Origin of the sequence: Acidovorax temperans, from assembly GCF_028596105.1 — a bacterium.
In the GTDB taxonomy this organism is placed as follows: Bacteria; Pseudomonadota; Gammaproteobacteria; order Burkholderiales; family Burkholderiaceae_C; genus Acidovorax; species Acidovorax temperans.
In genome coordinates, this window is the sequence record NZ_CP117193.1 from 2,841,702 (window position 1) to 2,867,518 (window position 25,817).

General features: G+C 65.3%; 26 protein-coding genes and 1 pseudogene. 23 read left to right on the forward strand and 4 right to left on the reverse strand.

Annotated elements, in window-relative coordinates:
* Positions 1-92 precede the first annotated feature (92 nt).
* From PQV96_RS13370 to PQV96_RS13395, 6 genes are all read left to right on the forward strand, one after another.
* Positions 93-1,298, forward strand: a complete 1,206-nt coding sequence (locus tag PQV96_RS13370; RefSeq protein ID WP_142082071.1) for a tyrosine-type recombinase/integrase — start codon at positions 93-95, stop codon at positions 1,296-1,298.
* Positions 1,295-2,458, forward strand: a complete 1,164-nt coding sequence (locus PQV96_RS13375; RefSeq protein WP_142082068.1) for a PDDEXK nuclease domain-containing protein — start codon at positions 1,295-1,297, stop codon at positions 2,456-2,458. The genes PQV96_RS13370 and PQV96_RS13375 overlap by 4 nt, the downstream gene beginning before the upstream one ends.
* Before the next feature lie 314 nt (positions 2,459-2,772).
* Complete coding sequence (locus tag PQV96_RS13380) at positions 2,773-3,165, forward strand: hypothetical protein (protein ID WP_060987422.1); 393 nt, start codon at positions 2,773-2,775, stop codon at positions 3,163-3,165.
* 782 nt (positions 3,166-3,947) lie between these two features.
* Positions 3,948-4,778 carry a DUF932 domain-containing protein gene (locus PQV96_RS13385; RefSeq protein ID WP_114482660.1) on the forward strand — a complete coding sequence of 277 codons (831 nt, stop codon included), beginning with the start codon at positions 3,948-3,950 and terminating at the stop codon, positions 4,776-4,778.
* 65 nt (positions 4,779-4,843) lie between these two features.
* Entirely contained in the window at positions 4,844-6,886 is a 2,043-nt protein-coding gene (locus PQV96_RS13390) for a ParB/RepB/Spo0J family partition protein (RefSeq protein WP_273623177.1), read from the forward strand.
* A 61-nt stretch (positions 6,887-6,947) separates the two neighbouring features.
* Entirely contained in the window at positions 6,948-7,160 is a 213-nt protein-coding gene (locus tag PQV96_RS13395) for a hypothetical protein (RefSeq protein WP_009523265.1), read from the forward strand.
* 6 nt (positions 7,161-7,166) lie between these two features.
* Here the strand turns inward: PQV96_RS13395 and PQV96_RS13400 are convergent, their stop codons facing one another.
* Positions 7,167-7,301, reverse strand: coding sequence for a hypothetical protein (locus tag PQV96_RS13400; protein WP_273623178.1), 135 nt, complete (start codon positions 7,299-7,301; stop codon positions 7,167-7,169).
* A gap of 710 nt (positions 7,302-8,011) precedes the next feature.
* Here PQV96_RS13400 and PQV96_RS13405 point away from each other — a divergent pair.
* The gene (locus PQV96_RS13405; RefSeq protein WP_273623179.1) at positions 8,012-8,326 is read left to right on the forward strand and encodes a DUF736 domain-containing protein; all 315 of its coding nucleotides are present in this window, start codon (positions 8,012-8,014) and stop codon (positions 8,324-8,326) included.
* Positions 8,327-8,709: 383 nt separating this feature from the next.
* Here PQV96_RS13405 and PQV96_RS13410 read toward each other — a convergent pair whose 3' ends face one another.
* Positions 8,710-9,000, reverse strand: coding sequence for a helix-turn-helix domain-containing protein (locus PQV96_RS13410; RefSeq protein WP_059400234.1), 291 nt, complete (start codon positions 8,998-9,000; stop codon positions 8,710-8,712).
* Positions 9,001-9,373: 373 nt separating this feature from the next.
* Here PQV96_RS13410 and PQV96_RS13415 point away from each other — a divergent pair, with 373 nt between their 5' ends.
* From PQV96_RS13415 to PQV96_RS13460, 10 genes are all read left to right on the forward strand, one after another.
* Positions 9,374-10,324 carry an IS30 family transposase gene (locus PQV96_RS13415; protein ID WP_031635932.1) on the forward strand — a complete coding sequence of 317 codons (951 nt, stop codon included), beginning with the start codon at positions 9,374-9,376 and terminating at the stop codon, positions 10,322-10,324.
* A 109-nt stretch (positions 10,325-10,433) separates the two neighbouring features.
* Positions 10,434-10,784: a DUF2958 domain-containing protein gene (locus PQV96_RS13420; protein WP_060987425.1), complete on the forward strand. Its 351-nt coding sequence runs from the start codon at positions 10,434-10,436 to the stop codon at positions 10,782-10,784.
* Between the two features lie 330 nt (positions 10,785-11,114).
* Positions 11,115-11,876 (forward strand): DUF2285 domain-containing protein, encoded by a 762-nt coding sequence (locus PQV96_RS13425; protein WP_060987426.1) that lies wholly within the window; start codon positions 11,115-11,117, stop codon positions 11,874-11,876.
* Between the two features lie 83 nt (positions 11,877-11,959).
* The gene (locus tag PQV96_RS13430; RefSeq protein WP_142082064.1) at positions 11,960-12,250 is read left to right on the forward strand and encodes a helix-turn-helix transcriptional regulator; all 291 of its coding nucleotides are present in this window, start codon (positions 11,960-11,962) and stop codon (positions 12,248-12,250) included.
* A gap of 26 nt (positions 12,251-12,276) precedes the next feature.
* Positions 12,277-13,134 carry a replication initiator protein A gene (locus PQV96_RS13435; RefSeq protein WP_142082061.1) on the forward strand — a complete coding sequence of 286 codons (858 nt, stop codon included), beginning with the start codon at positions 12,277-12,279 and terminating at the stop codon, positions 13,132-13,134.
* Between the two features lie 253 nt (positions 13,135-13,387).
* The gene (parA, locus tag PQV96_RS13440) at positions 13,388-14,026 is read left to right on the forward strand and encodes a ParA family partition ATPase (RefSeq protein WP_142082554.1); all 639 of its coding nucleotides are present in this window, start codon (positions 13,388-13,390) and stop codon (positions 14,024-14,026) included.
* Positions 14,023-14,307 (forward strand): hypothetical protein, encoded by a 285-nt coding sequence (locus PQV96_RS13445; RefSeq protein WP_060983861.1) that lies wholly within the window; start codon positions 14,023-14,025, stop codon positions 14,305-14,307. Before parA ends, PQV96_RS13445 begins: the two co-directional genes overlap by 4 nt.
* Complete coding sequence (locus PQV96_RS13450; protein WP_060983862.1) at positions 14,304-14,861, forward strand: DUF2840 domain-containing protein; 558 nt, start codon at positions 14,304-14,306, stop codon at positions 14,859-14,861. The genes PQV96_RS13445 and PQV96_RS13450 overlap by 4 nt, the downstream gene beginning before the upstream one ends.
* The gene (locus PQV96_RS13455) at positions 14,858-15,421 is read left to right on the forward strand and encodes a S26 family signal peptidase (protein ID WP_142082059.1); all 564 of its coding nucleotides are present in this window, start codon (positions 14,858-14,860) and stop codon (positions 15,419-15,421) included. The genes PQV96_RS13450 and PQV96_RS13455 overlap by 4 nt, the downstream gene beginning before the upstream one ends.
* A gap of 448 nt (positions 15,422-15,869) precedes the next feature.
* Entirely contained in the window at positions 15,870-17,864 is a 1,995-nt protein-coding gene (locus PQV96_RS13460; RefSeq protein WP_142082055.1) for a relaxase/mobilization nuclease domain-containing protein, read from the forward strand.
* Here the strand turns inward: PQV96_RS13460 and cadR are convergent, their stop codons facing one another.
* Positions 17,865-18,320, reverse strand: a complete 456-nt coding sequence (gene cadR / locus PQV96_RS13465) for a Cd(II)/Pb(II)-responsive transcriptional regulator (protein WP_024537628.1) — start codon at positions 18,318-18,320, stop codon at positions 17,865-17,867.
* Between the two features lie 103 nt (positions 18,321-18,423).
* Between cadR and PQV96_RS13470 the strand changes: the two genes are divergently transcribed.
* Genes PQV96_RS13470 through PQV96_RS13480 form a run of 3 tightly spaced genes read left to right on the forward strand, consistent with a single transcriptional unit; the run spans position 18,424 to position 21,883 of the window.
* Positions 18,424-20,862, forward strand: coding sequence for a heavy metal translocating P-type ATPase (locus PQV96_RS13470; protein ID WP_027477924.1), 2,439 nt, complete (start codon positions 18,424-18,426; stop codon positions 20,860-20,862).
* 22 nt (positions 20,863-20,884) lie between these two features.
* Positions 20,885-21,187, forward strand: coding sequence for a double zinc ribbon domain-containing protein (locus tag PQV96_RS13475; RefSeq protein ID WP_082136747.1), 303 nt, complete (start codon positions 20,885-20,887; stop codon positions 21,185-21,187).
* 3 nt (positions 21,188-21,190) lie between these two features.
* On the forward strand, positions 21,191-21,883 hold the full coding sequence (locus tag PQV96_RS13480; RefSeq protein WP_009523279.1) for a ZIP family metal transporter: 693 nt from the start codon (positions 21,191-21,193) through the stop codon (positions 21,881-21,883).
* A 35-nt stretch (positions 21,884-21,918) separates the two neighbouring features.
* Here PQV96_RS13480 and PQV96_RS13485 read toward each other — a convergent pair.
* Positions 21,919-22,611: pseudogene (locus PQV96_RS13485) on the reverse strand (ATP-binding protein); the annotation flags it as partial.
* Between the two features lie 219 nt (positions 22,612-22,830).
* Between PQV96_RS13485 and PQV96_RS13490 the strand changes: the two are divergent.
* The 3 genes from PQV96_RS13490 (at position 22,831) to PQV96_RS13500 (ending at position 25,815) form a co-directional block, all read left to right on the forward strand.
* Positions 22,831-23,793 carry an IS110 family RNA-guided transposase gene (locus tag PQV96_RS13490; RefSeq protein ID WP_420482148.1) on the forward strand — a complete coding sequence of 321 codons (963 nt, stop codon included), beginning with the start codon at positions 22,831-22,833 and terminating at the stop codon, positions 23,791-23,793.
* Between the two features lie 176 nt (positions 23,794-23,969).
* Positions 23,970-24,323 (forward strand): cation efflux protein, CzcI family, encoded by a 354-nt coding sequence (gene czcI / locus PQV96_RS13495; protein WP_066787367.1) that lies wholly within the window; start codon positions 23,970-23,972, stop codon positions 24,321-24,323.
* A gap of 166 nt (positions 24,324-24,489) precedes the next feature.
* Positions 24,490-25,815: a TolC family protein gene (locus tag PQV96_RS13500; protein WP_066787370.1), complete on the forward strand. Its 1,326-nt coding sequence runs from the start codon at positions 24,490-24,492 to the stop codon at positions 25,813-25,815.
* Positions 25,816-25,817 lie beyond the last annotated feature (2 nt).

Below are 25,817 nucleotides of genomic sequence, written 5' to 3' on the forward strand. Positions count from 1 at the left end.
ATCATATGCCGGTGCTTTCCGAAACCTGACCCGGTTTCCCCTCGCGCCGCTCCTATCTGGCTCCTGGAATCGGGTCGTTCCAAGGAGTCATCATGGCAAAGATCAAGCTCACCAAGACCGCCGTAGAGGCGGCACAACCCCAGGTCATGGCCATCGAACTGCGGGACACCGTGGTGCCCGGATTCCTCTGCAAGATCACCCCGGCGGGCCGTCGGGTGTTCATGCTCCAGTACCGCACGAACGCCGGAGAACGTCGCAAGCCCGCCTTGGGTTTGTTCGGGGAACTGACGGTTGAACAGGCCCGCGTCATGGCCCAGGACTGGCTGGCCGAGGTTCGCCGGGGCGGCGACCCCGGCGGCGCCAAGGCCGAGGCGCGCAAGGCGCCTACGATGGCCGAGTTGTGCAAGAAGTTCATGGAGGACTACTCCAAGAAGCGCAACAAGCCCAGCACGCAGGACGGCTACCAGGGCGTCATCGACCGCTGCATCGTCCCGCTGCTAGGCCGCAAGAAGGTTCAGGACGTGAAACGGCCCGACATTGCCGGCCTGATGGAGAAGCTGGCCTACAAGCCGACCGAAGCGAACAAGGCTTTCGGCGTGCTGCGCAAGATGTTCAACCTGGCCGAAGTGTGGGGCTTCCGCCCGGACGGCACGAATCCGTGCCGCCACGTTCCGATGTACCCGCCCGGCAAGGAAACGCGGCTCATCGTGGACGATGAACTGGTGCGCGTCTTCCGTCAGTTGGAGAAGCTGGAAGCGGAGGGACTGGAGAACTACGTCATTCCGCTGGCGATCCGGCTGCAATTCGAGTTTGCCGCGCGTCGCTCCGAAATCTGCCCGCTCGAATGGGATTGGCTGGATTTCGAGGGGCGGCGAGTGAAGTGGCCTGACAGCAAGACCGGCGGCATGTCCAAGCCCATGAGCGCGGAAGCCTATCGGCTGCTTTCGACGGCTCCGCGCCGGGAAGGCTGCCCCTATGTCCTGCCTTCGCCCAACGACCCGGACAAGCACCTGACCTTCGGCGAGCACTACGGTGGCTGGTGCCGAGTGCTCAAGGCCGCTGGCGTGCCGCACGTTGGCACGCACGGCATCCGCCACCGCTCGGCGACGGACATTGCCAATTCTGGCGTCCCCATCAAGGTCGGCATGGAGCTGACCCAGCACAAGACCGTCGCGCAGTTCATGCACTACGTCCACACCGAGGACAAGCCCGTCCGCGATGCGGCCGAGTTGGTGGCCAGCCGGCGGCAGGCCATCACGGGTGCGCGGCAGAGTCAGCCGCGGGAGGCAACAGCATGAACAGCAAGAAATCGGCCGCAGTGGCGGTCAAGCCTGCCGCCTTGCCTGCCGGCTACGCCGGCATCCACGGCGGCATCGTGGAACTGCTCGACGCTGCACGCCGTGCAACGGCGCGCAGCGTCAATGCGCTGATGACCGCCAGCTATTGGGAAATCGGCCGCCGCATCGTGGAAGCCGAGCAGCAGGGCAAACGCCGCGCGGGGTATGGCGAGCAGTTGATCGAACGGCTGTCTGCCGACTTGACTGCGCAGTTCGGGCGTGGGTTCAGCCGCCCGAACTTGCAGCAGATGCGGTCGTTCTTCCTGACCTGGCCAATTCGCCAGACAGTGTCTAGCGAATCTTCCCTGGCGCCGTCGCAAGGGCATTTCCTGCTGGCGCAGGGGCGCCCTGAGCGGCTGGACGAACTGGCCCAGGTCTTCCCCTTGCCGTGGTCGGCCTATGTGCGGCTGCTGATGGTCAAGGACGACCATGCGCGCCAGTTCTACGAAGCCGAGGCCCTGCGCGGCGGCTGGAGCGTGCGCCAGCTCGACCGGCAGATCGGCAGCCAGTTCTACGAGCGCACGGCGCTGTCGAAGAACAAGGCAGGGATGCTGGTCAAGGGCGCTGTGCCGAAGCCAGACGACGCCGTGACGGTCGATGATGCGATCAAAGACCCGTATGTGCTGGAGTTCCTCGACCTCAAGGACGAGTATTCGGAATCCGACCTCGAACAAGCCTTGATTCGACGGCTGGAGGATTTTCTGCTTGAGCTTGGCGACGGCTTCACCTTCGTCGGGCGGCAACGTCGCTTGCGCATCGACCAGACGTGGTATCGCGTCGATCTGCTGTTTTTCCATCGGCGCTTGCGCTGCCTGGTCATCATCGACTTGAAGCTCGGTGCGTTGACCCATGCCGACGTGGGCCAGATGCACTTGTATTGCAACTATGCGAAGGAACACTGGACGTTCCCCGAGGAAAATCCGCCCGTGGGCCTGATTCTCTGCGCCGACAAGGGACACGCCTTGGCGCGGTACGCGCTGGAAGGCTTGCCCAACAAGGTGATGGCAGCGAACTACAAGATGGTGCTGCCGGATGCCGAAGTGCTGCAAAAGGAACTGGAGAACACGCGGCGGCTGATCGAATCTCGCGTGACCGTACTTCCCAAGAAGCGTAAGCCATAACCGGGCGTCCCGGCGTGCCGCCGTCGGGCTCGCGGGCTGCGCCCCGCGTTTCGTGCCGAATCGCGGCCATCCGGCTTTGATCCCTGACGCCTCCGGCCCTCTCGGGCCTGCGCTTGCCCCAAGGCAGGTTGTGCAGTGGGCGGGGTGTGGGCGGTCTTGCTGTTCCCTTCACCGTATCACGGCGTTCGCGCCGTCAATGACTGCGCGTGCAGGCACGCTTGCGGCCTGGCGGCCGTCTTCGATCTTTGACTGCTTGCGCTGCGCCGTGAGGGCGACGGTTCCGGGCAATTCCGCCCGTGCAACCGGAGATCGTCATGAACGACAAATCACACGTTTCCCTCGAACAGCATGTTTGCCTCGTTTGCGGCAAGCCGTTCGATACCGGCGCCATCCTGCTGGACAAGCACCTGCGCGCGAGCATGGAACGCCATACGGCGACCGGCTGGGGCCTGTGCCCCGAGCATCAGAAGCTGGCCGACGATGGCTTTGTCACGCTGGTCGAATGCGATCCGCAGCGCAGCGGCTCGCAGGCCAGTGGTCGCATGAAGCCCGAACAGGCGTACCGGACGGGCCGACTGGCCCATCTACGGCGCACGGTGTTCGCGCAGGTATTCAACGTGCTGATCGAAGACAAGCAGGCTTGCGTATTCGTTGAGCCTGGCGTGATCGAACAGTTGCAGTCGATGACGGCGCCGGCGGCGAGCTGATCGCGCCGCGCTGCCTTCGGTGCGTCGTTCCTTCGGGAGCGGCGCACCTTTCTTCTTGCTGCGCCCGGAGCCGATACCTTCGCGCCTGCGGCGCTGCGCGCTGCGCTTGCACTCCAGGGGAAAGCCCTGCGGGCTATCCCCGCCGCGCAAGCTTGGCGCCCCTCGAAGACCGCCGACCCGGCTGCGCCGGATCGGCCAGACAGCAGCCGCATCACACCCACAGTGCCTTGCGTGTGCTCGTCCTGATCTTGCCGTTTCTTTGGCATTGAAGGCTGGGCGTCTCCGGCCACCTGGGAGATGGCCGGTCGCGCTCTCGTGCGCGTAGCGCATCGAGCCGCCTGCGGCGTCTCGCCCCTGTCGGGCTTCCATCGTTCCCTCGCTCCGCTCGGCTGACGCCTCCGGCCCGGCTTCCAGCTTCGGGCCTGCGCGCTTGCGCTTGCCGTGCGGTCGGCGTGTGGGGAGGCCGTTGCCATGTCCAGCCGTCTTCCCTGACTTCATCACCTTGTCCGCGACTGTAGCCCGCGGCCGTGTGCCGTCAAGGCGCGCAGGGCCGTGTCCTCGGCTGCGCCTGCGGGCCGCACCAACCCTGCGCTTGTTTCCTTGACGGCCCCCGTCCACGGGCTCCCTTTCGTCGCGGGCGATGAACTCAGGAAAGACGGTGGCAACAGGGCCAACCGGGTTCCTCGTGCCGACCGCACCGAACAGCCGAAAGGCTGGGCTCCGAATCTAGGAATCCGGTGTGCGGTGTGAACAGCAAACCTCTTTTTGTCAGGAGAAAGACCATGCAACTCGCATCCCGTTTCGCTTCCCGTTCCCCCTCGCTGCGCAGCGATTACCCGCTGTCCGATGACCAGATTCACCGCGTAGCCCCGTCCATCTTTGCGGACGCTCCGCATGAAAGCCGTTCCGAGCGGTACGCCTATATCCCCACGGCTGCCGTACTGACCGAACTTCGCAAGGAGGGGTTTCAGCCCTTCATGGTGACGCAGACCCGCGTGCGCGATGAAGGCAAGCGCGACCACACGAAACACATGCTGCGCCTGCGCCACGCCAGCCAGATCAACGGTGCGGAGGCTAACGAAATCGTGCTGCTGAACTCGCACGACGGCACCAGCAGCTATCAGATGCTGGCCGGAATGTTCCGCTTCGTTTGCAGCAATGGCCTTGTCTGCGGCGACACCGTGGCCGATGTGCGCGTGCCCCACAAAGGCGATGTTTCCGGGCATGTCATCGAAGGCGCTTACGAAGTCTTGCGCGGCTTCGACCGAGTGAAGGAGTCCCGCGATGCCATGCGTGCGATCACGCTGGACGAAGGTGAAGCCGAAGTGTTCGCCCGTTCCGCGCTGGCGCTCAAGTACGACCCTACCGACAGCAAGCCCGCGCCCATCACCGAATCGCAAATCCTGATGCCGCGCCGGTTCGACGACCGCCGCCCCGACCTGTGGAGCGTGTTCAACCGCACGCAGGAGAACCTGACCAAGGGTGGATTGCATGGCCGCAGCGCCAATGGACGCCGCCAGCAGACCCGACCCGTACAGGGCATTGATTCCGATGTGCGCCTGAATCGCGCCCTCTGGATGCTGGCCGATGGCCTGCGCCAGTTGAAAGCCTGAACCGTTCCCCCGCCGGAGGGGCGGTTCCCCTCCATTCCCTTGTTTCACTCGATTGGAGATACACCATGAACGCCATCACCCAAACCGAAGCCCGCGCCATCCAAACCCCTGTGCTGGAAGCCGCCGACCCGACCAAGAACCTGATTCTGGTTCCACTGTCGCGGCTGGTGCTGCGCCCCACGGGCCGCAACGTGCGCAAGACCCCGCGCATGTCCATCCCCGAGCTGGCCGCATCCATCCAGCGCGTGGGCCTGCTGCAAAACCTGATCGTGATTGCATCCGCCAATGGCGAGCATTACGAAGTCGTGGCCGGTGGCCGTCGCCTCGCCGCGTTGAAGCTGCTGGCGAAGAAACACCGTATCAGCAAGGAATGGGAAGTGCCTTGCCTGCTGGTGGCCGATGGCACCGCCCGAACCGCCAGCCTGACCGAGAACGTGCAACGCGAAACCATGCACCCCGCAGACCAGTTTGAAGCCTTCGCGGCACTGGTGGCCGAAGGCCGGCCCATCGAGGACATTGCGGCGGATTTCAGCGTGACGCCGCTGGTGGTGCAGCGTCGCTTGAAGCTCGCCAACGTGTCGCCGCGCCTGATGGCCGACTATCGCGCCGATGCCGTGAGCCTTGACCAGTTGATGGCCCTTGCCATCACCGACGACCACGCCGCGCAGGAAGCCGCGTATTACGATGCGCCGCAGTGGCAGCGCCATCCCCCGCACCTGCGCGAACGCCTCACCGAAAGGGAAATCGACGCTTACCGGCATCCGCTGGTGCGCTTCGTCGGGCTGGATAGCTACGAAGCCGCAGGCGGCGGCATTCGCCGTGACCTGTTCGCGGAAGGCGATGCGGGCGTGTATCTGACCGATGCCGCAATGCTGGAACGGCTGGCGCAAGACAAGCTGGCAGGCATTGCCGCCACTGTCCGCGCCGAGGGTTGGGCGTGGGTCGATGCCACGCCGGGTGTGACCCATGCCGACCTGCACGCCTTCCAGCGTGCGCGGAGGGAGCGGCGCGAGCCGAACAAGCGCGAAGCCGCACGCATCGAGAAGCTGCAAATCAAGATGCACGAATTGGCCGAAGCCGTGGATGCTGCGCTGGACGCCGACGACGAGGAAAAGGCGGACGCCTTGCAGGAGGAAGGCGAAACAGTAGGCGAGCAGTTGCAGGCGCTGGAAGATGGCTTGCAGGACTACAGTCCGAACGTGAAGGCCGCTGCCGGGGCTATCGTCACCATTGACCGCAACGGCGAAGCCGTGATCCATCGCGGGCTGCTGCGGGAAGCCGAGGCCAAGGCGTTGCGCACACTGGAGAAGCTGCGGCAGGGCTTCAGCGACCCGGAGGCCGCGAACGATGACGAAGGCGAAGAAGACGAGCAGCCCAAGGCCGCAGCCATGTCCGACCGGCTGGCCCAGCGCCTGAGCGCCCACCGCACCGCCGCGCTGCAAATCGGGGTGGCCTGCCGTCCGCAGGTGGCGCTGGCCGCGCTGGTGCATGGCATGGTGCAGACCGTCTTGTTTGATCGCCGCTATGGACATGACCTGCCGCTGGGCGTGCGGCTCACGGTGCAAGACCGGCTGGAAGGCATGGCCCCGGACTTGCCCGAATCATCCGCCGCCGTGGCGCTGCGCGAAATGCAGCAGGCCTGGGCCGAAAGGCTTCCGCAGGACGATGCCGAATTGTTCCCCGCGTTGCTGGCAATGGGCCAAGCCGAACTGATGGCGCTGCTGGCTGTGTGCGTGGCGTCCACGGTGGACGTGGTGACGCCTCGCGCCACGCCGCACCAGCCGGGCGCGAAACTGGCGCAGGCCGTGGGCCTCGACATGGCCGCATGGTGGCAGCCGACCGCCGAGGGGTATTTCCGGCATGTGCCGAAGGCCGTGATTCTGGAGGCTGTGGGCGAATACGCACCCGAGCACGTCACGCGGCTGGCAAAGTTGAAGAAGGCCGACATTGCCAGCGAAGCGGAGCGACTGGCCGATGGCACGGGATGGATGCCCGCCATATTCAAGGCCGCAGGGCCGCAGGAGGTGACACCGGAGGACGTGCCCGAAGACGGGGCGGAGGACGCCGCCGCCGTGGCGGATGAACCCGCCGAGGCATTGGCTGCTTGACCCTCACCGCAGCGAAGCGCCCCGGTTCAGACCGGGGCGCTTCGCCGCAGGGAGCCGAATGATGCCCACCATCAACACCACCAGCCGCCCGCGCATGGCGGCAATCTACGCACCCGGCACAGTGCGCGCCCGCCGCTGGCACGGCGATGGCGACGTGCGCGGCTACCGTCCGCCTTCGGGCTGGACGGCCCGCGCCGACCTCACCGACATTCACCCCGTCACGGGCCGCGCCTTGCCGCGTGCCGTATGGTGGATCATCGAGACGAAGGAATAGCCATCGTCAGCACCGCGCCCAGGCCGTTCCGCCCTGGGCGCGGTGAACTTCAAAAATCCGGGCGCGGCGGTGGCCGCGCCCGGTGTTGAAGCCGAACATCACGCCGCCGCCTTCGCTGGCACTCAGGCGGCGGCGTTGCAATATGCGGGCGGCACGCCCGATTCCTCATCCAACTGCCTTCGCGCCTGCGGCACTGCGCGCTGCGCTTGTCTCCAGGGGAAAGCCCTGCGGGCCATCCCCGCCGCGCGTGGCTTGGCGCCCCTCGATACCACCGAACCGGCAGCGCCGGATCGGCCAAGGTCAACGCCCCGCCGCTGGGCAGTGCTCGGTGGGTGCGCCGGGGCTTGCTGCGGCAGGTTGTGCGAATGCGTGCCGTCCGCGACGCTGGCGGCTCGTTGCCTGTGTGTCACGAAGGATGGTTCACGAATACGCCGCCCGGCCATGCTTTTGGGTTCCATGCCGCGCTGCAAGCAGGGCCGCCCGCATGGGCAGGGGCGTGTTCCTGCTGGTCGTTGGGGAATGGCCTTGCCTGTGTCAGAGAGCGTGCCGGTAAAACCTTCGTGCGGGGATGCCGTGGTGGCCATGACTCCTTTCGGATTGGGGTGGTTCGGCCCAAGGCGTCCTTGTGTTGTTGTGAATCCTGGCGGTGGCGCGGGCTTCATGTCTGCAACCTTCCAGCCCAAATAATTTCCCCTGCGCTGCGCGCATTCCTCGCGGGGCAAATTATTTGGTCTTCCAGGTGCTTCACTGCGTTGCGCCCGCAAGCGGTGCAGCCAGCCCTTCCTCCGCCGGCCGGATCACAACAAGGACGCGATGGGCGCGAACCTTGTTCAACCGTAAGGAGTTTCATCATGGCAACCATCGGCACCTTCACCGCGGACAAAGACGGTTTCACCGGCACGCTGCGCACCCTGACGCTCAACGTCAAGGCCAAGCTGGTTCCCAACGACAAGGGGGACAACGAGAAAGCCCCGGACTTCCGCGTTCAGGCCGCCAGTCACGACATCGGCGCGACATGGAAGAAGACCAGCGAGGCCGGACGGAATTACGTCTCCGTGACCCTTGATGACCCCTCGTTCCCGGCAACGGTCTACGCCCGCCTGATCGAGGGCGAGGACGGCACGCACGACCTGATCTGGTCGCGCAGCAAGCCCCAGGCGGCCTGACGGGCCGCCGGCGCCTCGCCCACGCGGCGGGGCGCTGTGCTGCGAATGCTGCGCTGTATCGGCAAGCAGAAGGGCTTGGCAGTGTGCGGGATGTGTCTTGCCTGGCCACCAAGCAATGGCTTGAATTGGTAGAGGTACATGCGGGGCGGGTCGGTGCTGCGCACCACCGGGCTTTGCGGGCTCCGCCCCGTGCCGACTACGCCGTCACAGCCATTCGGCTCCAATCCCTCCCGCCTTCGCGCCTGTGGCGCTGCGCTTGCCTCCAGGGGATCGGCGCCAGGCCCATCCCCGCCGCGCGGTGCTTGGCGCCCCTCGATACCGCCGAACCGGCTGGCGCCGGATCGGCCCGACACGCCCCGCCATGACAGCAGGGCTTCAGGTGGCTACGCCTGGGCTACCGCCAGCAGTTCTTCGGCCTTGCTCATCAGCAGCGCCGTGCTGCATTCGAGTGCGCTGGCGATCTTGAAGATGATCGCCAGCGTGGGCATGTGCTCGCCGCGCTCGACCTTGCCCATGTGGGAACGCTCGATGCCCGCCAGGTGCGCCAGCGATTCCTGCGCGATGCCGCGCTCCGTCCGCAGCGCGCGCACCGCCGCGCCGAAGGCTTGCGCCAACTCGGCATCGTAGGTGGTGGCGCCGGCCGGTCGGCCGCGCTGGATGGATCGCTTCTGCATGGACAGAAGCGTCAAGTCGCAGCACAATTATTGATCCGGCAGGCTTTATTCGTAAACCTTGCTCGGGCTGAGGTGTCGAAGCCCCTCGACGGGCTCAAGTTGAACGGCATCTGGACTCTGCAATAAACCGTGCCGGATCAATAAAACCACGTTATCTTTAACTCTTTCATGGCTCTGGCCTTATTCGTGCTTTTACGGAAATCCGCTTTTGCGGATTCCGACAGAACCGGAGAACCGCCTACGTGCCTTTCCAGATTTCTACAATTCTGTTGGCGGATTCAAGTACGAAGCGCAACAAAGATGAACCCGGTGACGGGTGGCTGAGGATGCCAAGGCATCATGGCCGCTCAAACCGCCAAGTCCAAGTTGCCCGATGTACAAGCACCTCAGCCGAGAAGAACGATACCAAATCCACAGTCTCTTGAAAGCCAATCACACCATCAGCGAGATTGCCCGCCTGCTGGGTCGAAGCCGCAGCACCATCAGCCGCGAATTGAACCGCGGTCGTGGTCAGCGCGGGTACCGCGCTGAGCAGGCGTGCCGCAAGGCAGCCCAACGAGCGCAGCGCAGCCGCAACGCCCGACGCGTGAGTGCTCAGGTCTGGGGCGATGTAGTGTTCTACCTTGGACTGCAATGGAGTCCTGAGCAGATTGCCCAGAAGGTTGCAGTCAGCCACGAGAGCGTGTACCTGCGTGTCTATGCGGACAAGGCCGCTGGTGGCAAGCTGCACCAGAACCTGCGCAGTCAAAAACCTCGGCGCAAACGCTATCTACACGGCCGCGACAGACGCGGGCAAATCCCCAACAGACGCCCGATCAGCGAGCGGCCAGGCCATATTGAAGAGCGCAAGCAGGTAGGCCACTGGGAGGGCGACACCGTCATTGGCGCAGCACACAAGCAGGCCATCGTGACTTTGGTAGAGCGCAAGAGCGGCTATGCCGTTTTGGCCAAGGTCAGCAACAAGACCGCTGATCTGGTGGGCCAAGCCATTGAGGACAAACTGGGGCCCTTGGCTGCGCGGGTGAAGACGTTGACGGTGGACAACGGAAAGGAGTTTGCCAACCACCAGGCCATCGATCAGGCCTTGGGCATCCAGACCTACTTTGCCGATCCGTATTGCAGCTGGCAGCGCGGAAGCAACGAGAACTTCAATGGGCTGCTGCGCCAGTACATCCCAAAGAAGCGGCGCATGGAAACCGTGACGGATGAAGAGCTGGCTATGATCCAAAACAGATTGAATCACAGACCTCGAAAGCGGCTCGGATTCAAGACACCCCACGAGGTGTTTCACGCCTCGTTAAACCGTGTTGCACCTCGTACTTGAATCCGCCGTTTTTGCGCTTTCGTGTTTCCACGACTTTGGTGGAACACACATCCGTGTTTCGGCGCGGAAGCGCAAAACCGGCATTCCATGTTGGAACAGGAGCATCACGATGAAAGCTCCCCTCGTCACCGAGGCGCAGCGCGCCGCGCTGCTGGAGAACGGGCGGCGGGCCGCCGCCGGTGAACCGGACGACCCGTTGCCGGTCATGCGGCTGTTCACCCCCGACGCGCACGCTATCTGGCTGCTGGCCTCGCTCGATCCTGCCGATGGCGATACGGCGTTCGGCATCATGGACGTGGGCATCGGCATGCCCGAGGTGGGCCGCATCAAGCTGTCCGACCTGGCCTCCATCGTTGGCCCGAACAAACAGCCCGTGACGCGGGATTTGTATTTCCAGGGGGTGCGCCCGCTGTCGGAATATCTGCGGCTGGCGCAGGAGAACGGTTCCATCGTTGATTGAACCGTTCGCGCCCCGGCCAAGCCGGGCGAATTCAGACTATTTCGGTCTTGCTCCAGACCTGTTCGGTCTGAATCCGCACTCTGCATCTAACCGGAATATCTGTGACTGAAACAGTCACGATCTTTCGCGCGGCTTGCGGCACGGTGTTTTGTGCCGCGTGACATTTTTGGGTCAGGCGGCCGTCGCATTCAGACGGATTTCGCAACACGCCGGAGCCAATTAGTCTTTGACACTAGAAGTTACAGCTCAACCGGATTTGTACGTTGATTTGACGCTCCCGCATACCTGCCGCCGTGGCGACGTTCCTGCTATTCGACGGGAGCTTTGGTCATGGTCGATCCTCATCATGTTGCACACTGGTATCCCACTGCCGCCTACCTCTACGTTCTGTGGCTGGATGCGCTCGCGTTGGCCTGGGAGTACCTGCGCCGCCATCCTGACTACCGGCTCGACTGGCTGCGCCGTGCGCGCCGCCCCGATGCCGCGCATCGCTGGGGCTTGCGCTTGCTGGAAGACCCGGCGCTGGATGCGCGTGACGCGCACCCGGCCTGGCTGCCCGGCCACACTGGTGTGGTGCAGCTCTACCCTGATGCTGATCCGCCGCCCGACGCCGCCGCATTCGACTTCTGGAACATCCCCGGCCACAAGCACCTGCTCCACGACGGCAAGCGACTGGCGCTGATCGCGCGCAGCCCCGGCCAGTGCCTGCGCTTCGCGCTGGCGCCCGGCCTGGAGGACGGCATGGCTGTCGCCTATGCCCATCACGGCGGTGCTGCCGCACCTGCACGCGGCCATGCGCCCGGTGCGGCGCTGGCCGATGCGCGGCCCCGGCCATCGCATTCGGCCTTGCTGGAACTGCACACCTTGCAGGCGCTCGACGCGGCCCTGACGGGCGCGTCCTTGCGCGACGTGGCCGAAGGTTTGTTCGGCGTGGATGCCGCGGCTGGTTGGTACAGCGATGGTGGACTGCGTTCCAAGGTGCGCCGCCTGGTGCGTCGAGGCGATGCGCTGATGCGCGGCGGCTATCGCCGCCTAGCACAGCTTGCTCCGCTTGAGAAGGGTCGTTTTGAAGGCCACGCAAAACGACCCTGAGCAGGAGCGCTTCGTTTTCTGAGACTGCCTCCATCCGGTTGCGCTGTGCGGCCGGAGCCCTGCAACCGATGGAGGTTCTCACCATGCGTCCTGCTCCCTTGCGGCCTGCCGCCGCTCCCGCAACCACCTCGACCGCTGTCGCGCAACCGCAGCGTTATCTCACCAACGACGAAGCCGCCGACTACCTGCGGCTGTCGCCGCGCACGCTGGAGAAGCAGCGCGTGCTGGGTGGCGGCCCCAAGTTCCGCAAGTTCGGCCGCCGCGTGATGTACGCCGTGGCCGACCTCGATGCCTGGGCTGCGGATCGCAGCTTTGAGAGCACGTCCGATCCCGAATACGCCGAGCAGCACTCGGCGGACAGCCGTGCGCGCTGATCGCAGGCACGCGGGTGGCCTTCGCCATGTCCAGCCCTGCGCTGCCGTCCCGGCAGCGGCCCGTGCCAGAGCGCGAACAGCTCGACCTGTTCCGTGCCCTGCCGGGCGACATGGCGCCGCGCGACAGCCAGGATTTGATGGCCTTTCCGTTCTTCTCGCTGGCGAAGTCGCGGCGCGTGGCGCCGATCGACTTCCGCGCCAGCGGCATCACGATCCGCGTGGAGGGGACATCCGAGCACGGCATCGCCACGATCTGGGATGCGGACGTGCTGATCTGGGCGGCCTCGCAGATCGTGGAAGCGCGCGACGCGGGCTTGCGCCCGTCGCGGCTGATGCAAGCCACGCCCTACGAGATCCTGCGCTTCATCGGGCGCGGTACGTCGCTGCGCGACTACCAGCGCCTCAAGGCCGCGCTGGATCGACTGCAATCCACGACGGTGGCCACGTCGATCCGGGAGATCACGGGAAGACGGCTGCACCGCTTCTCGTGGATCAACGAGTGGAAGGAGTTGGCCGATGCCAAGGGCACGCCGCTGGGTCTCGAATTGATCCTGCCGGACTGGTTCTTTGCCGGTGTGCTCGACGCCGCCCTGGTGCTGACCATCGACCCGGCGTATTTCCGGCTCACGGGGGGGATCGAGCGCTGGCTGTACCGGCTGGTGCGCAAACATGGCGGGCGCCAACCGGGCGGCTGGCAATTCGACTTCCAGCACCTGTATCGCAAGTCGGGCAGCGTGGCGCGGTACTACGACTTCGCCGCCGACCTGCGGGCGCTGGTGGCGCGGCAAGCCCTGCCGGGCTACCAGTTGGGCATCGAGTACGTCTCGGGCATTTCCTCGCCGCTACTGACGTTCCGGCCCGTGCCGCAAACGGCACGGGGATAACTGCGACAAAGCCTGTGGACGGACTCGTGCTATCAGGCAACAGAGGTATCGTGCTATCAGGCAACGAATCCTCGTGCTATCAGGCAACAAAATCGGCCGCAAAGCCAATGCTGGCGCGGGTTTCGGCCTCTCCTAACTTCCCTAACTTAAATTCTCTAACTTTTAGTAGAAGCGCCGCGCCACGGTGGACAACCACCACGCGGCACGAAAAGCAGCAGCAACAGCCGGGCTTTCCAACACGGAGGGCCAGGCCATGATCGTCGCGCTGCTCAACCAGAAAGGCGGCGTGGGCAAGACCACGCTCGCCACCCACATCGCCGGCGAGCTGGCGATGCGTGGGCAGTCGGTCATCCTGCTGGACGCTGACCCGCAAGGCTCTGCGCTGGACTGGACGCAGCGCCGCAGCCAGCAAGGCTTGCCAAGGCTGTTCAGCGCCGTGGGCCTGGCACGCGAAACGCTGCATCAGGAAGCGCCAGAACTCGCCAGGCGGGCCGATCACGTCGTCATCGACGGCCCGCCGCGCATCGCCGCCTTGGCGCGCTCCGCGCTGCTGGCGGCCGAGCGGGTGCTGATCCCGGTGCAGCCGAGTCCCTACGACCTGTGGGCTTCTGCCGAGATGGTGGCGCTGATCCGCGAGGCGCAAGTCTTCCGGCCTGCGCTGCGCGCGGCCTTCGTCATCAACCGGCGCGTCAGCACCACCGTGATCGGACGCGAGGCACGCGGCGCGCTGGCCGAGCAGCCGCTGCCTGCGCTGCGCTCGGAAGTGCGCCAGCGCATCGTCTTCGCCGACAGCGTGGCCGCTGGGCGGCTCGCCCGCGAGACGGCGCCGGACAGCGCCGCCGCGCGCGAGATCACCGCACTGGTGGACGAACTGCTGCGGTGGCCGTCATGACCACGAAGCCCACACCCAGCAGCAAACGTGCTGCCAAGCGTGTCGGCATCGGCGCCCGCCCGCCTGCGAATCCGCACGCCGAGGCGTGGATTCGGCAGGGCGACGGCGATGCGCTCAACAAGGGCGATCTCTATACCGCCCGCTTGACCCTCGACATCACGCCCGCGATGCGGGCGCGCATCAAGGTTTCGGCCTTCACGCGGGGCGTGACGGTGGCCGATCTGCTGCGCGCACTGCTGGAACGGGAGTTCCCGGAGCAACGCAGGGAGAACACGCCATGAACGCATCCGCTTTTCCTGCCGACGTGCAGGCTCCTATCGCGGCCACGGCTGCACCGTCGCCGTCGCTCGCTGTGCTCGCGGCGCGGCACACCTTAACGCCGCTGACGCGCGTTTCGCTGGCCTTCCTGGAGCACCGTTTCAAGCTCTATCTGCGCTTTGGCGAACCCGCGCGCACGCTGCGGCTCGACCGCTGGCGCAGTCTCGCCGTGTTCATGCCGAACGCCGTGTTCTGCCGCATTCGCTGGCAGGCCAACGACTACGGCACGATCCGCTGGCAGCTCATGGTGATGCAGGCTTGCACGCCATTGGATGACGCGCAGCGCATCCCCGGCGTGCAGCCGGGCGCGCGCCTGCTGCTGCACGCCGAGGGCGACAACGCGGTGCGCGCCGTGTTGGAGCGTATCGACGCCATCGAGGCGCTGGGCATCGCGCCTGCTACCGCCTCGCCCGCGTACTGGCGCGCACTGGGCAACCGGCTCGCGGCGCGCTTGCCGCTGCCCGAATACAGTGCCGAGCGGCACGCCGCCTGGCTGGCCGGGAGGGTGCTGCCATGACGGCCCATCCTCGCTCCCGCCTGCGCGTTCGCCTCGTGCTGGCGGGCCTATCCGCCTACGGCCTCGCTGCGCTGGCCTGGGCGTCCTTCGTGCATCCACTGCCGCGCCTGACCTACAACCCGTCCGACAGCGTGGCGGTCGGCTGGTATCGCGTCGATCCGCTCGACCGTCGCACCAGCTCGCTGCCACGTCCGTTGTCCGTGGACAGCATCGTGCTGGTTCCGCTGCCCGCCGAGGCCGCTGCGCTCGCAGCGCAGCGCGGCTACCTACCGACGCGCATCCCACTGCTCAAGCGCGTGGGCGCCATCGCGCCGCAGGAGGTGTGCATCGCTGGCGGCAGCGTCCGCATCGACGGCGTGCCTTCGGCCGCCGTGCTGCCCGCTGATCGGCTGGGCCGTCCACTGCCGTCCTGGCAGCAGTGCCGCCGCCTTCGACCTGGCGAACTGTTCCTCTTGAGCGTGACTAACCCGGCGTCGTTCGACAGCCGGTATTTCGGGCCGATCAGCGCCGCCGCCGTGATCGGCGTTGCGCGCCCGGTCTGGCTGGAGTCACGCCCATGATGGCCGCCGATTCGCTGCACGTTGCCGTGCATCTCATCGTGCCATCGGGCGTGTCGTTCTGCTGGCCGTCGCCGTGTCGTCGCGCGTGCAGTGCGGGTGCATTCGCACCGCACTTCGCACTGCCTTCGGCGCAGCCGTCCCACGTGCAGGCGTCTTGCCTCGAACACGGTTGGCCTGTGGCCATCGCCGTGTTCGCCAGCGCGCTGACTGCTCGCGCAGCAGCGCCGCCGGGCCGCCGCTGCCCGGAGCGTCAGCGAGGGGCAAAGGCGGAAGGCAAGACAAAAGGGGGCGGCACCTGTCGGCCCGCAAAGCCAGTCTGCACGTGGGGGTGGCGCGGCACGGCGCGGCTTCGCCTCCGTGCCGCGTGGGGCGCGAGGCCCGCGCCGATGCGGGCATGTCCGCGTGCTTCGCACGACCGGACACGCCAGAGCTTGCAGGGAGCGCGGCCATGACCGACCGCCGCGACGATGATTTCCGCATCCGTCCCAGCGCTCCGAAGAACCGGGGCAAGAGCCAGGGCCAGAGCTTCGTTTCCAAGGTGCTCAAGCAGGCGGGCAAAGCCAGCAGCGGCAAGTCCTCGGTGCGCCGTCCGGCATCGACTGGTGGCAGCAAGACCACTGGCCAGCGACCCGGCTCGCGCCTGGGGCGTGGGCATACGGCGGCGCGCTTCGCGGGGGCGAAGCTCACGCCCATGTCGCGGCGCGTGACCATCAAGACCTTGCTGGTGAACCAGCAGCGGGCCAGTCCGCAGTCGCTCGCCAAGCACCTGCGCTACATCGAGCGCGACGGCGTGGGCCGGGACGGTGAACCGGGCCGGGCTTACGGGCCGCAGACCGACGAAGCCGATCTTGATGCCTTCAAGGAACGCTGTGCCGATGATCGGCACCACTTCCGCTTCATCGTTTCGCCAGAGGATGGCACGGAACTGGAAGACCTGCGCACCTACACGCGGCATCTGATGGGCCGCATGGAAGCCGACCTGGGCACGCGGCTGGAATGGGTGGCGGTCGATCACTGGAACACCGACAACCCGCACACCCATCTGATCGTGCGCGGACGCGACGACACGGGCAAAGACCTCATCATCGCGGGCGACTACATCGCCGATGGCTTCCGCCATCGAGCATCCGAGCTGGCAACCGAATGGCTGGGGCCACGCACCGAATTGGAGATCCAGCAGACCTTGCAGCGCGAGGTGGAGCAGGAGCGGTGGACGAGTCTGGATCGGACGCTGCAACGAGAGGCCGGCGAAGACGGCAGAGTGCAGATCGAACGCTTCAACGAACCGAAGCTGCAACGCCAACGCCTGCTGTTGATCGGCCGACTGCAACGCTTGCAGCGCCTGGGCCTGGCCGACGAGATGCAGCCGGGCACCTGGGCCGTCCATGCCGACGCGGAAAAGACCCTGTGCGCCCTGGGCGAGCGTGGCGACATCATCCGCACCATGCGGCGGGCCATGCGCGGCGAGCCGCGCGAGCTGGCGGTGTTCGAGCCGGGAGACGATGGCCGAACCATTCTCGGCCGCGTGGCAGCGAAGGGGCTGGCCGACGAGCTGCGCGACCGGGGCTATCTGGTCATCGACGGCGTGGACGGCAAGGCCCACTACGTCGCGCTCAACGCACACGATGAACTGGCGAACTATCCGGCCGGCGCCGTAGTGGAGGTGAAGGGATCGGCCGACGTGCGCGCAGCCGACAAGAACATCACCGCACTGGCGAGCGGCGGCCTATACCGCACCGACCATCACCTGGCCGTCGCGCAGGGTCAGGCCGTGCCGGGCCGTGATCCGCAGGAAGTCGTCGCGGCCCACATCCGCCGACTCGAAGCCCTGCGCCGCGCCGGCATCGTGGAGCGCGTGGCCGAAGGGCTATGGAAGGTGCCGGACGATCTGCCCGAGCGTGGCCATCAGTACGACGCGCAGCGCCTGGGCGGCGTGGCCGTGGAACTGAAATCGCACCTGCCCATCGAGCGGCAGGCCCGCGTCATCGGGGCTACCTGGCTCGACCAGCAACTGATCGGCGGCGGCTCGGGCCTGGGCGACCTCGGCTTTGGCGGCGAGGCCAAGCAGGCGATGCAGCAGCGCGCCGACTTCCTGGCCGAACAGGGACTGGCCGAGCGGCGCGGGCAGCGCGTGATCCTCGCCCGAAACCTGCTGGGCACGCTGCGCAGCCGCGAGCTGGCGCAGGCCGCCAAGGACATCGCCGCCGAAACCGGCCTGGAGCACCGCCCGGTGGCCGACGGCCAGCGCGTGGCCGGCATCTACCGCCGCAGCCTCATGCTCGCCAGCGGTCGGTATGCGATGCTGGACGACGGCATGGGCTTCAGCCTGGTACCGTGGAGGCCAGTGATCGAGCAGCGGTTGGGGCAGCCGCTTGCGGCGACAGTGCGTGGCGGAACGACCTCATGGGAAATCGGGCGTCGGCTTGGGGTTTCTTTGGGCTAGTCACTTGAGGCTATGTGCCCCATGAACATGGCCCCTGCGCGTCGCCGGTTCGTGCAGATGGCGCGATGCTGAGGACAGCTCGGTCAAGATGCCGCACTGGCTGGCCTGCTGGGATTCACGGCAGCGTTCCCGCAAGGTCTTGAGCTGTCGTTCCAACGCTTTCAATTCCTTGATGCGGGTAGCCACATGGTCGATGTGCTCGTCGAGCAGGTCGTTCACCTGGGCGCAGTTCTCGTGCGGTGCATCCTTGAAGCGCAACAGAACCCGGATTTCATCCAGCGTCATGTCCAACCCCCGGCAGTGCCGGATGAAGGACAGCCGGTCAACGTGTTCTTCTGCGTACATGCGGTAGTTGCCATCCGTACGGGCCGTTTCGGGTAGCAAGCCTTCACGCTCGTAGTACCGGATCGTCTCTACCTGGGTATGTGCGGCCTTAGCCAGTTCGCCGATTTTCATGAGTTCATCTTCAGCGGTCGCGGGTTTTTCTCCAAGGCTCATTGTAGGCGCTTGACTCTGTAGTGGGTACAGGGTTTCCAATCTGACTGAAAAGGAGAATTTCATGAACTCTGCCCACCAACGCCAACACGCCGACGCTGCCTGCTGCGGGAGTGGCTGTGCAACAGTGCCTGTGGCGCCCGAGCCAACAGCGTCTGATGCAACGACTATTGGGCCGCAACGCTTTCGCATAGAAAACATGGACTGTGCCTCAGAGGAGTCGGAAATCCGCCGGGCGCTGGAAGGCATGGCGGGGATTCGCAGCCTGCGATTCAACCTGGGGGATCGAGAGCTTGCCATTGCCGCCGATGACCACGCGCTGCCCGAGGCCCTAGAAGCGATCCGCAAAGCGGGTTTCAAGCCAGAACCCCTCGGCGCGAAGAATGTCCAGCGCTTCCGCATTGCGAATATGGACTGTGCCTCGGAGGAGTCGGAAATCCGCCGGGCGTTGGACGGCATGGCGGGAATTCGTAGCCTGCAATTCAATCTGGGCGAACGCGAGTTGGCCATTGCCGCCGATGATCCTGTCTTGCAGCAGGCGCTAGACGCAATCCGCAAGGCAGGCTTCAAGCCGGAACCTCTTGGCGACACAGGCTCGTCGGCTGCTGCGGTTGCCTCGCCAACGGGCTTCTGGACGACATGGGGCAAGTCGCTGGGCGCCCTGGGGTTGGCTGTGGCGGCCGAGGGCTTGGCATTCGCCTTTCCAGACAGCGTACCTGTCAAGGCGCTGGGAATGGCGCTGGCCGCGGCGGCCATCGCGCTGTCGGGTTTCTCGGTTTACGGCAAGGGGCTGGCTGCACTGCGGCAGGGCCGCTTGAACATCAATGCCCTGATGACCGTGGCCGTGACCGGCGCTTTCCTGATCGGCCAGTGGCCCGAAGCGGCGATGGTGATGGCCCTATATGCGATTGCGGAAGCCATCGAGGCCCGCGCCGTGGATCGGGCGCGCGGCGCCATCAAGAGCCTGCTGGCGCTCGCGCCGGAGCAAGCTGAAGTGCGTCAAGACGATGGCAATTGGGTGCGCATGGGAGTCAAGGAAGTCACTGTGGGCATGACCGTGCGTATTCGCCCTGGCGAGCGCGTTCCGCTGGATGGCATCGTGAGCCTAGGTCAGAGCGCTATTGACCAGTCCCCCGTGACCGGCGAAAGCTTGCCGGTGGACAAGAGCCCCGGCGATGAAGTCTTCGCCGGCACCATCAATCAGGCTGCGGCGTTGGAAATCCGTGTCACGGCCCCCGCGTCCGACAGCACGCTGGCGCGCATCATCCACGCCGTTGAGCAGGCCCAGTCTTCCCGTGCGCCCACGCAGCGTTTCGTGGATCGCTTTGCCGCCGTCTACACGCCTGCGGTGTTCGTCCTGGCCGTTGCCGTTGCGTTGTTGGCGCCCTGGCTCATGGGGCTGACCTGGATGCAGGCCGCCTACAAGGCCCTGGTGCTGCTGGTCATCGCCTGCCCTTGCGCCTTGGTGATTTCCACGCCCGTCACCGTCGTCAGCGGTTTGGCCGCTGGGGCGCGGCGAGGCATCCTGATCAAAGGTGGTGTGTACCTGGAAGAGGCGCGCAAGATCAAGGCCGTGGCGCTGGACAAGACCGGCACCATCACCGAAGGCAAGCCCAAGCTGGTGGCCTTCGAGCCCGTGGACACAGGACTCGGCCAACAAGCCCTGGAGGGGCTGGCCAAGAGCCTCGCAGCGCGGTCGGATCATCCAGTGTCCAAGGCCATCGCAGATGGCGTGTCGTCCGCCACGCAAGAAGTGGATGAGTTTCAGGCTGTTGCCGGGCGCGGCGTGCAGGGGGTGATCGACGGCCATACCTATGTGCTGGCTAACCACCGCTGGATTGAAGAGCGCGGGCAGTGTTCGGCTGACCTCGAAGCCCGCCTTGCAGTGCATGAGCAAGCTGGCCGCACCGTCACGTTGTTGGCCAGCAGCGAACGGGTCATGGCCATCTGTGCAGTAGCCGACACCATCAAATCCTCATCCGCGCAGGCCGTGGCCGACCTGAAGGCATTGGGCGTGACGCCGGTGATGTTGACGGGCGATAACCTGGCGACGGCGCAAACCGTCGGCACCCAGGCGGGCATCGCCGAGGTGCGTGGCAACCTGCTGCCCGAGGACAAGTTGCAGGCCATCGGCGAGCTTCAGCAGCGCATGGGCGTCACGGCGATGACCGGCGACGGCATCAACGACGCCCCCGCGCTGGCGAAGGCTGACATCGGCTTCGCTATGGGCGGCGCGGGCACCCACACCGCGATGGAGGCCGCCGACGTGGTGGTCATGAACGACGACCTACGCCGCCTGCCCGAAACGATCCGGCTGTCCAGGCGCACCCACGCCGTGCTATGGCAGAACATCGCGCTCGCGCTGGGCATCAAGCTAGTGTTCCTGCTGCTGGCGATCTTCGACGATGCCTCCATGTGGATGGCCGTGTTCGCCGACATGGGGGCGAGCTTGCTGGTGGTCTTCAACGGGCTGAGGCTGCTCAGGCAGCAGGCGGGTCAGTAAAACCGAATATGGAGTGTTGAAAATGGGAATCCTGGATCGAATTTTTGGTGGGCATGGCGGCGGCCACGGCGGGGGGCATGGCGGCTCCCACGGGCATGGCAGTAGCCATGGCCACGGTGGCCCCAGCAGTCACGACTGGGGGCGCAATCCGGCGCCTTCGGCCAGCGGCATCACTTGCCCGCAATGCAAAGCGATCAATCCGAACGGCGCTCGCTTTTGCGGCCAGTGCGGGACATCGCTGGTGCCAGCGTCGTGCACGAAGTGCAGTAGCGTCATTCCGATCGGCGCGAAATTCTGTGCTCAGTGCGGCAACGCGGTAACTTAAGTCATGGTGATCTCGGCCTGGATCTACACCTTGATCCCGGCAGCGGCCGCCATCATCGGAGCTGCGGTCGCGGTGAACGTGCGGCCGGGGCCAACACTGGTCAGCGCGATTCAGCATTTCGCCGCTGGCGTCGTGTTCGCGGCGGCGGCCGGCGAAATCTTGCCCGACATCATGCACCGGGCCTCGCCTTGGGCGACGATGATCGGCGGCGGAATCGGCGTCGCCACCATGCTGCTGGTGAAGCATCTGGAAGCGTTGGCGAAGGGGCCGGCCGGTCTCCTGACCGTGATCGGCATCGACATCCTGATTGATGGCTTGGTGCTTGGTATCGGGTTTGCGGCTGGCCCAAAGGTCGGCTTGCTTCTGACCATCGCCCTGACCATCGAGGTTCTGTTCCTGGGATTGACAGTGGCCACGGAACTCGGCGAGAGCGTTCGCTCCCGTGCCAGGGTCGTCTGGATCACGGCCGCGCTCGTGCTCTTGCTGCCGATCGGGGCCTTGCTTGGAGCGCCGGTGGCGCTGTTGCCCAACCCTCTTCTGACTGGCTTCTTCGCGTTTGGTCTGATTGCGTTGCTCTACCTCGTGACCGAAGAACTGCTGATCGAAGCACACGAAACGCCAGATCGCCCCTGGGTGACGGCGATGTTCTTTGTCGGCTTTCTGGCGCTTCTCCTGCTGGAAGAAGTAATTGGCTAGTGGAGCCAGTCTGTTGGTGGTGCCCGATCCGTTGACTATTGCGCGCGCGGGGTGGGCACCATGAGCCCGATAGACGTGATGCCGTTGCTCGAATCGACCATCGTCCGCCCTCCGTGCATGCGGGCGATGGCAGCCACGATGGCCAAGCCCAGTCCATGATTGCGGGCGGCATCCGACCGCGCCGCATCTGCCCGGTAGAAGCGGTTGAACAGATTGGGCAAATGCTCGGCTGAAATCGTCTGCCCCTCGTTCACCACCCGCAGGGCGATCTCGCCGTCCAGCCGGTCGATTTGCACGACAACGGTGCTGTGCGGATGCGCGTGTCGGGTTGCGTTGCCGATCAGGTTGGATAGCGCGCGCTGCAACAGGCGCACATCGGCCAAGCCGGTGGCATCGCCGTCGATACGAACCTTCAGCCCGGCCTCTTCAATGGCCGCCTCGTGCAATTCCACCACCGCGCGCGCAACGCCGGCCAGACAGGCGACATGCTCGCGGCGGGCCTCAGCCCCACGGTCGGCTTGCGACAGAAAGAGCATGTCCTGCACGATCATCGACATGCGCTGGAGATCTTCGAGGTGCGAGCCCAACACATCTCGCAACGTGTCGGCATCGCGTGCTTTGCGCAAAGCAACTTCAGTGCCCCCCATCAACGTCGCCAACGGCGTGAACAGTTCATGCGCAACATCAGCATTGAAGGCTTCCAGTTGCCCGTACCCTGCGCTGTGGCGCCCCCTCGTGTCGCCTTGTATCTTTAAACCAGACCAGCGCGGTAGAGTCTGAACGCCGTTGAGGCGGCCAGACCGGCCCGTGCAGTTTGGTAGGCGCTGGGGTGATAGAGCCCGTGACTGAGTACAGAACGCATGGCCGCCGCGCTGGTCTTCGTGAAGCCCGAACGGTTACGCGCGCCTTGATTGAGCGCGCATGCACAAGCAAGGGATCTGAAGATCATGTCTGTTACCTCAGTGACGGTGGGCATCGACGTGGCCAAGGCGCACGTGGATGTCTGTGTGCTGGGTGCCAAGAGCAGCGCCCAGCGGTTTGACAACGATGCCGAAGGCCACTCGGCGCTGGCGGCTGCCGTGCAGCCCCTGGACGTGGGTCTGGTGGTGATGGAGGCCACCGGCGGCTACGAGGCCGCGTTAGCGTGTGCCCTGCAGGCCACAGGCCTGCCCGTGGCGGTCATCAACCCGCGCCAGGCGCGCGACTTCGCCAAATCCATGGGACGCCTGGCCAAGACCGACGCGGTGGATGCGCGCACGCTGGCCGAGCTGGCAGCGGTGCTGCTGCGCCGCGACGATCTGCAGCGCTTCTTGCGCCCCCTGGCCGATGAGCGCCAGCAGTGGCTCGCGGCCCTGGTCACGCGCAGGCGCCAGTTGCTGACCATGCTCCATTCGGAGCGCCAACGGCTGCAGATCACGCCCAAGAAGCTGCACGCCAGCATCGAGGCCATCGAGGCGGCGATCAAGGCGCAGCTCGATGAGATCGAAGAGCAGATGGTCACGCATGTGCGCGAGCACTTTGGGGAGCTCGACACGCTGCTGCAGTCGGCTGCGGGAGTCGGCCCGGTGGCCAGTGCCACGATGATTGCCGAGCTGCCAGAGCTGGGCCGGCTGAACCGGCGCGAGATCGCTGCATTGGTGGGCGTGGCGCCCATGGCCAATGACTCCGGCGGCAGCAAGGGCAGGCGGCGCGTACAAGGCGGGCGCTTCGAGATCCGCCGCGTGCTGTACATGGCAACGCTCACGGCCACCCGCTACAACCCGGCCATCAAGGCCTTCTACGAGCGTCTGAAGGCCGCTGGCAAGTTGCCCAAGGTCGCCCTGGTCGCTTGCATGCGCAAGTTGCTCACCACGCTCAACGCCATGGTGCGCACTGGAAAACCTTGGGACAAGTCGCTTCATTGCGCTTGACTTCGAAGACGGTTACTCAGTCGTCAAAGCGGCCACAACTCGCCGAATATCGAAGCGGCTCTGATTTGATGCAGGATGAACCTGAGAGGAGGCACGCTACGCGCACGGGGCTCTGAGAAAACCCAAGCAGCGAGGAGTGGCAAAGTAAAGCATGTAGCTGCTACACTGTTACCCCTATGCGCAAATGGCTGGCCATCGTCTTGCTGGTGTTCTTGCCGCTTCAATTCAGTTGGGCGGCAGCGGCCAGCTATTGCCAGCATGAAACCGGGGCTGCGGCCAAGCACTTCGGCCACCACGCGCATCAGCACAAGGCGGCCGACGGCAAGGATGCCAGCCCTGATCCGGCCAAGACCCTGGGTGGCGATCCTGATTGCGCGTCCTGTCATGCCGGGTGCTTCTCGGTCTTGTCAGGGGATGTGAAGCTGGCGTCGCCAGTCAGCCCGTCCCTGGTTACGGGGTATCCCCCGGAGCACCTTGCTGCGCCTCCACCTGAACGTTTAGAGCGCCCTCAGTGGCGTGTCCTCGCCTGATCGGCGGGGAGCGCGTTCCTTTCCCTTCGTCCTCACCCCTGCCGTCGCGCATGGCGCGCTACGGTATCCAGCCGGCTTCGCGCGGCTGATGTGATGACGTTGCTGGCGATCATCTGGATTGCCCCCCGCCGATTCCCTTGTGTATTTCAAATCACTGGAGAATCGGATGCTGAAGGATATTCACAATTACAACGCGAGGGCGGTTGCGGCAGGCTTGCTCCTTGCGCTCATGACGGGGACGGCTTTCGCTCAGTTATTGCCGACGGCACCAGCTCTTGGGCAGAGCGCCAACGGCGTAGAGCAGATTGAAGCAGCAACGCCCCTGACCCTGCAAAAGGCCGTCGCGCTGGCTTTGGAGGCGAATCTTGACCTGACTGTCGCCCAACGGGAGATCGAGGCCGTGGAGGGCCAGGTAATTCAGGGACGAGTACGTCCTAATCCCGAGCTGGCGTACTCGCTCGAAGACCAACGCACGCCAACCCGCACGCAAAGCGTCCAGATCAATCTGCCCATCGAGCTGGGGGGCAAGCGCGCTGCCCGCATTGCCGCGGCAGAGCGAGGGCGTGACGTCGCAGTTGAAGAACTGAACACGCGGCGCGTCGAAATTCGCGCCGCTGTGGTTGCCGCCTTCTTTGAGGCGCTGGCCGCCCAGGATCGCACGGCCTTAGCCCAGGACAGCGTTGACCTGGCCAGGCAAGCGACGGATGCCGTTGCCAAGCGCGTGACGGCGGGCAAGGTGTCCCCGGTCGAAGAAACCAAGGCTCGGGTGGCCGAAGCCGGCGTGCGGGTTGAACTGGCACAGGCGCAGAGCGAACAACGCAGTGCCCGCGCGCGGCTGGCTAGTTTGCTCGGGGCCAACCCGCCGCGTTTCACCCAGGTAGCGGGCAGCGTGGATGATCTTCCCAACGTCCCTTCGCTGGATGACATCCAGCAGCGCCTGTCGGCCTCTTCGGCACTGCGCCGGGCGCAGTTGGAGATCGAACGTCGCCGGTCGCTGGCCGACGTGGAGCGCAGCAAGCAGACGCCCGACGTCACGGTCAGCCTGGGCGTGAAGCGCCCGTACGAGCTTGCACGCAATCAGTTGATGCTTGGTGTTTCCGTGCCGCTGCCTTTGTTCGACCGCAATCAGGGCAACTTGCTGGAAGCGTTGAAGCGCGAAGACAAGGCGCGGGACGAACTCCAGGCGCTGAACGTGCGCCTGAGCACGGAGGTGCTGCAAGCCCGCGAACGGCTGGCGTCGGTTCGCGGCGAGATCGACATATTGCAGCGAGAGGTGCTGCCAGGGGCCAAGAGCGCCTATGACGCGGCCACCGTGGGCTTTGGTTACGGCAAGTTCAACTACCTGGAAGTGCTGGACGCGCAACGCACCTACTTTGCCGCCAAGTCCCAGTACCTCAAGGCGCTCGCCGATGCGCACCGCGCGGCGGCGGACATGGATCGCGTGATCGGCGCATCCGAATCCACGACCACCCTGCCTGCAAACAAGGAATGAAC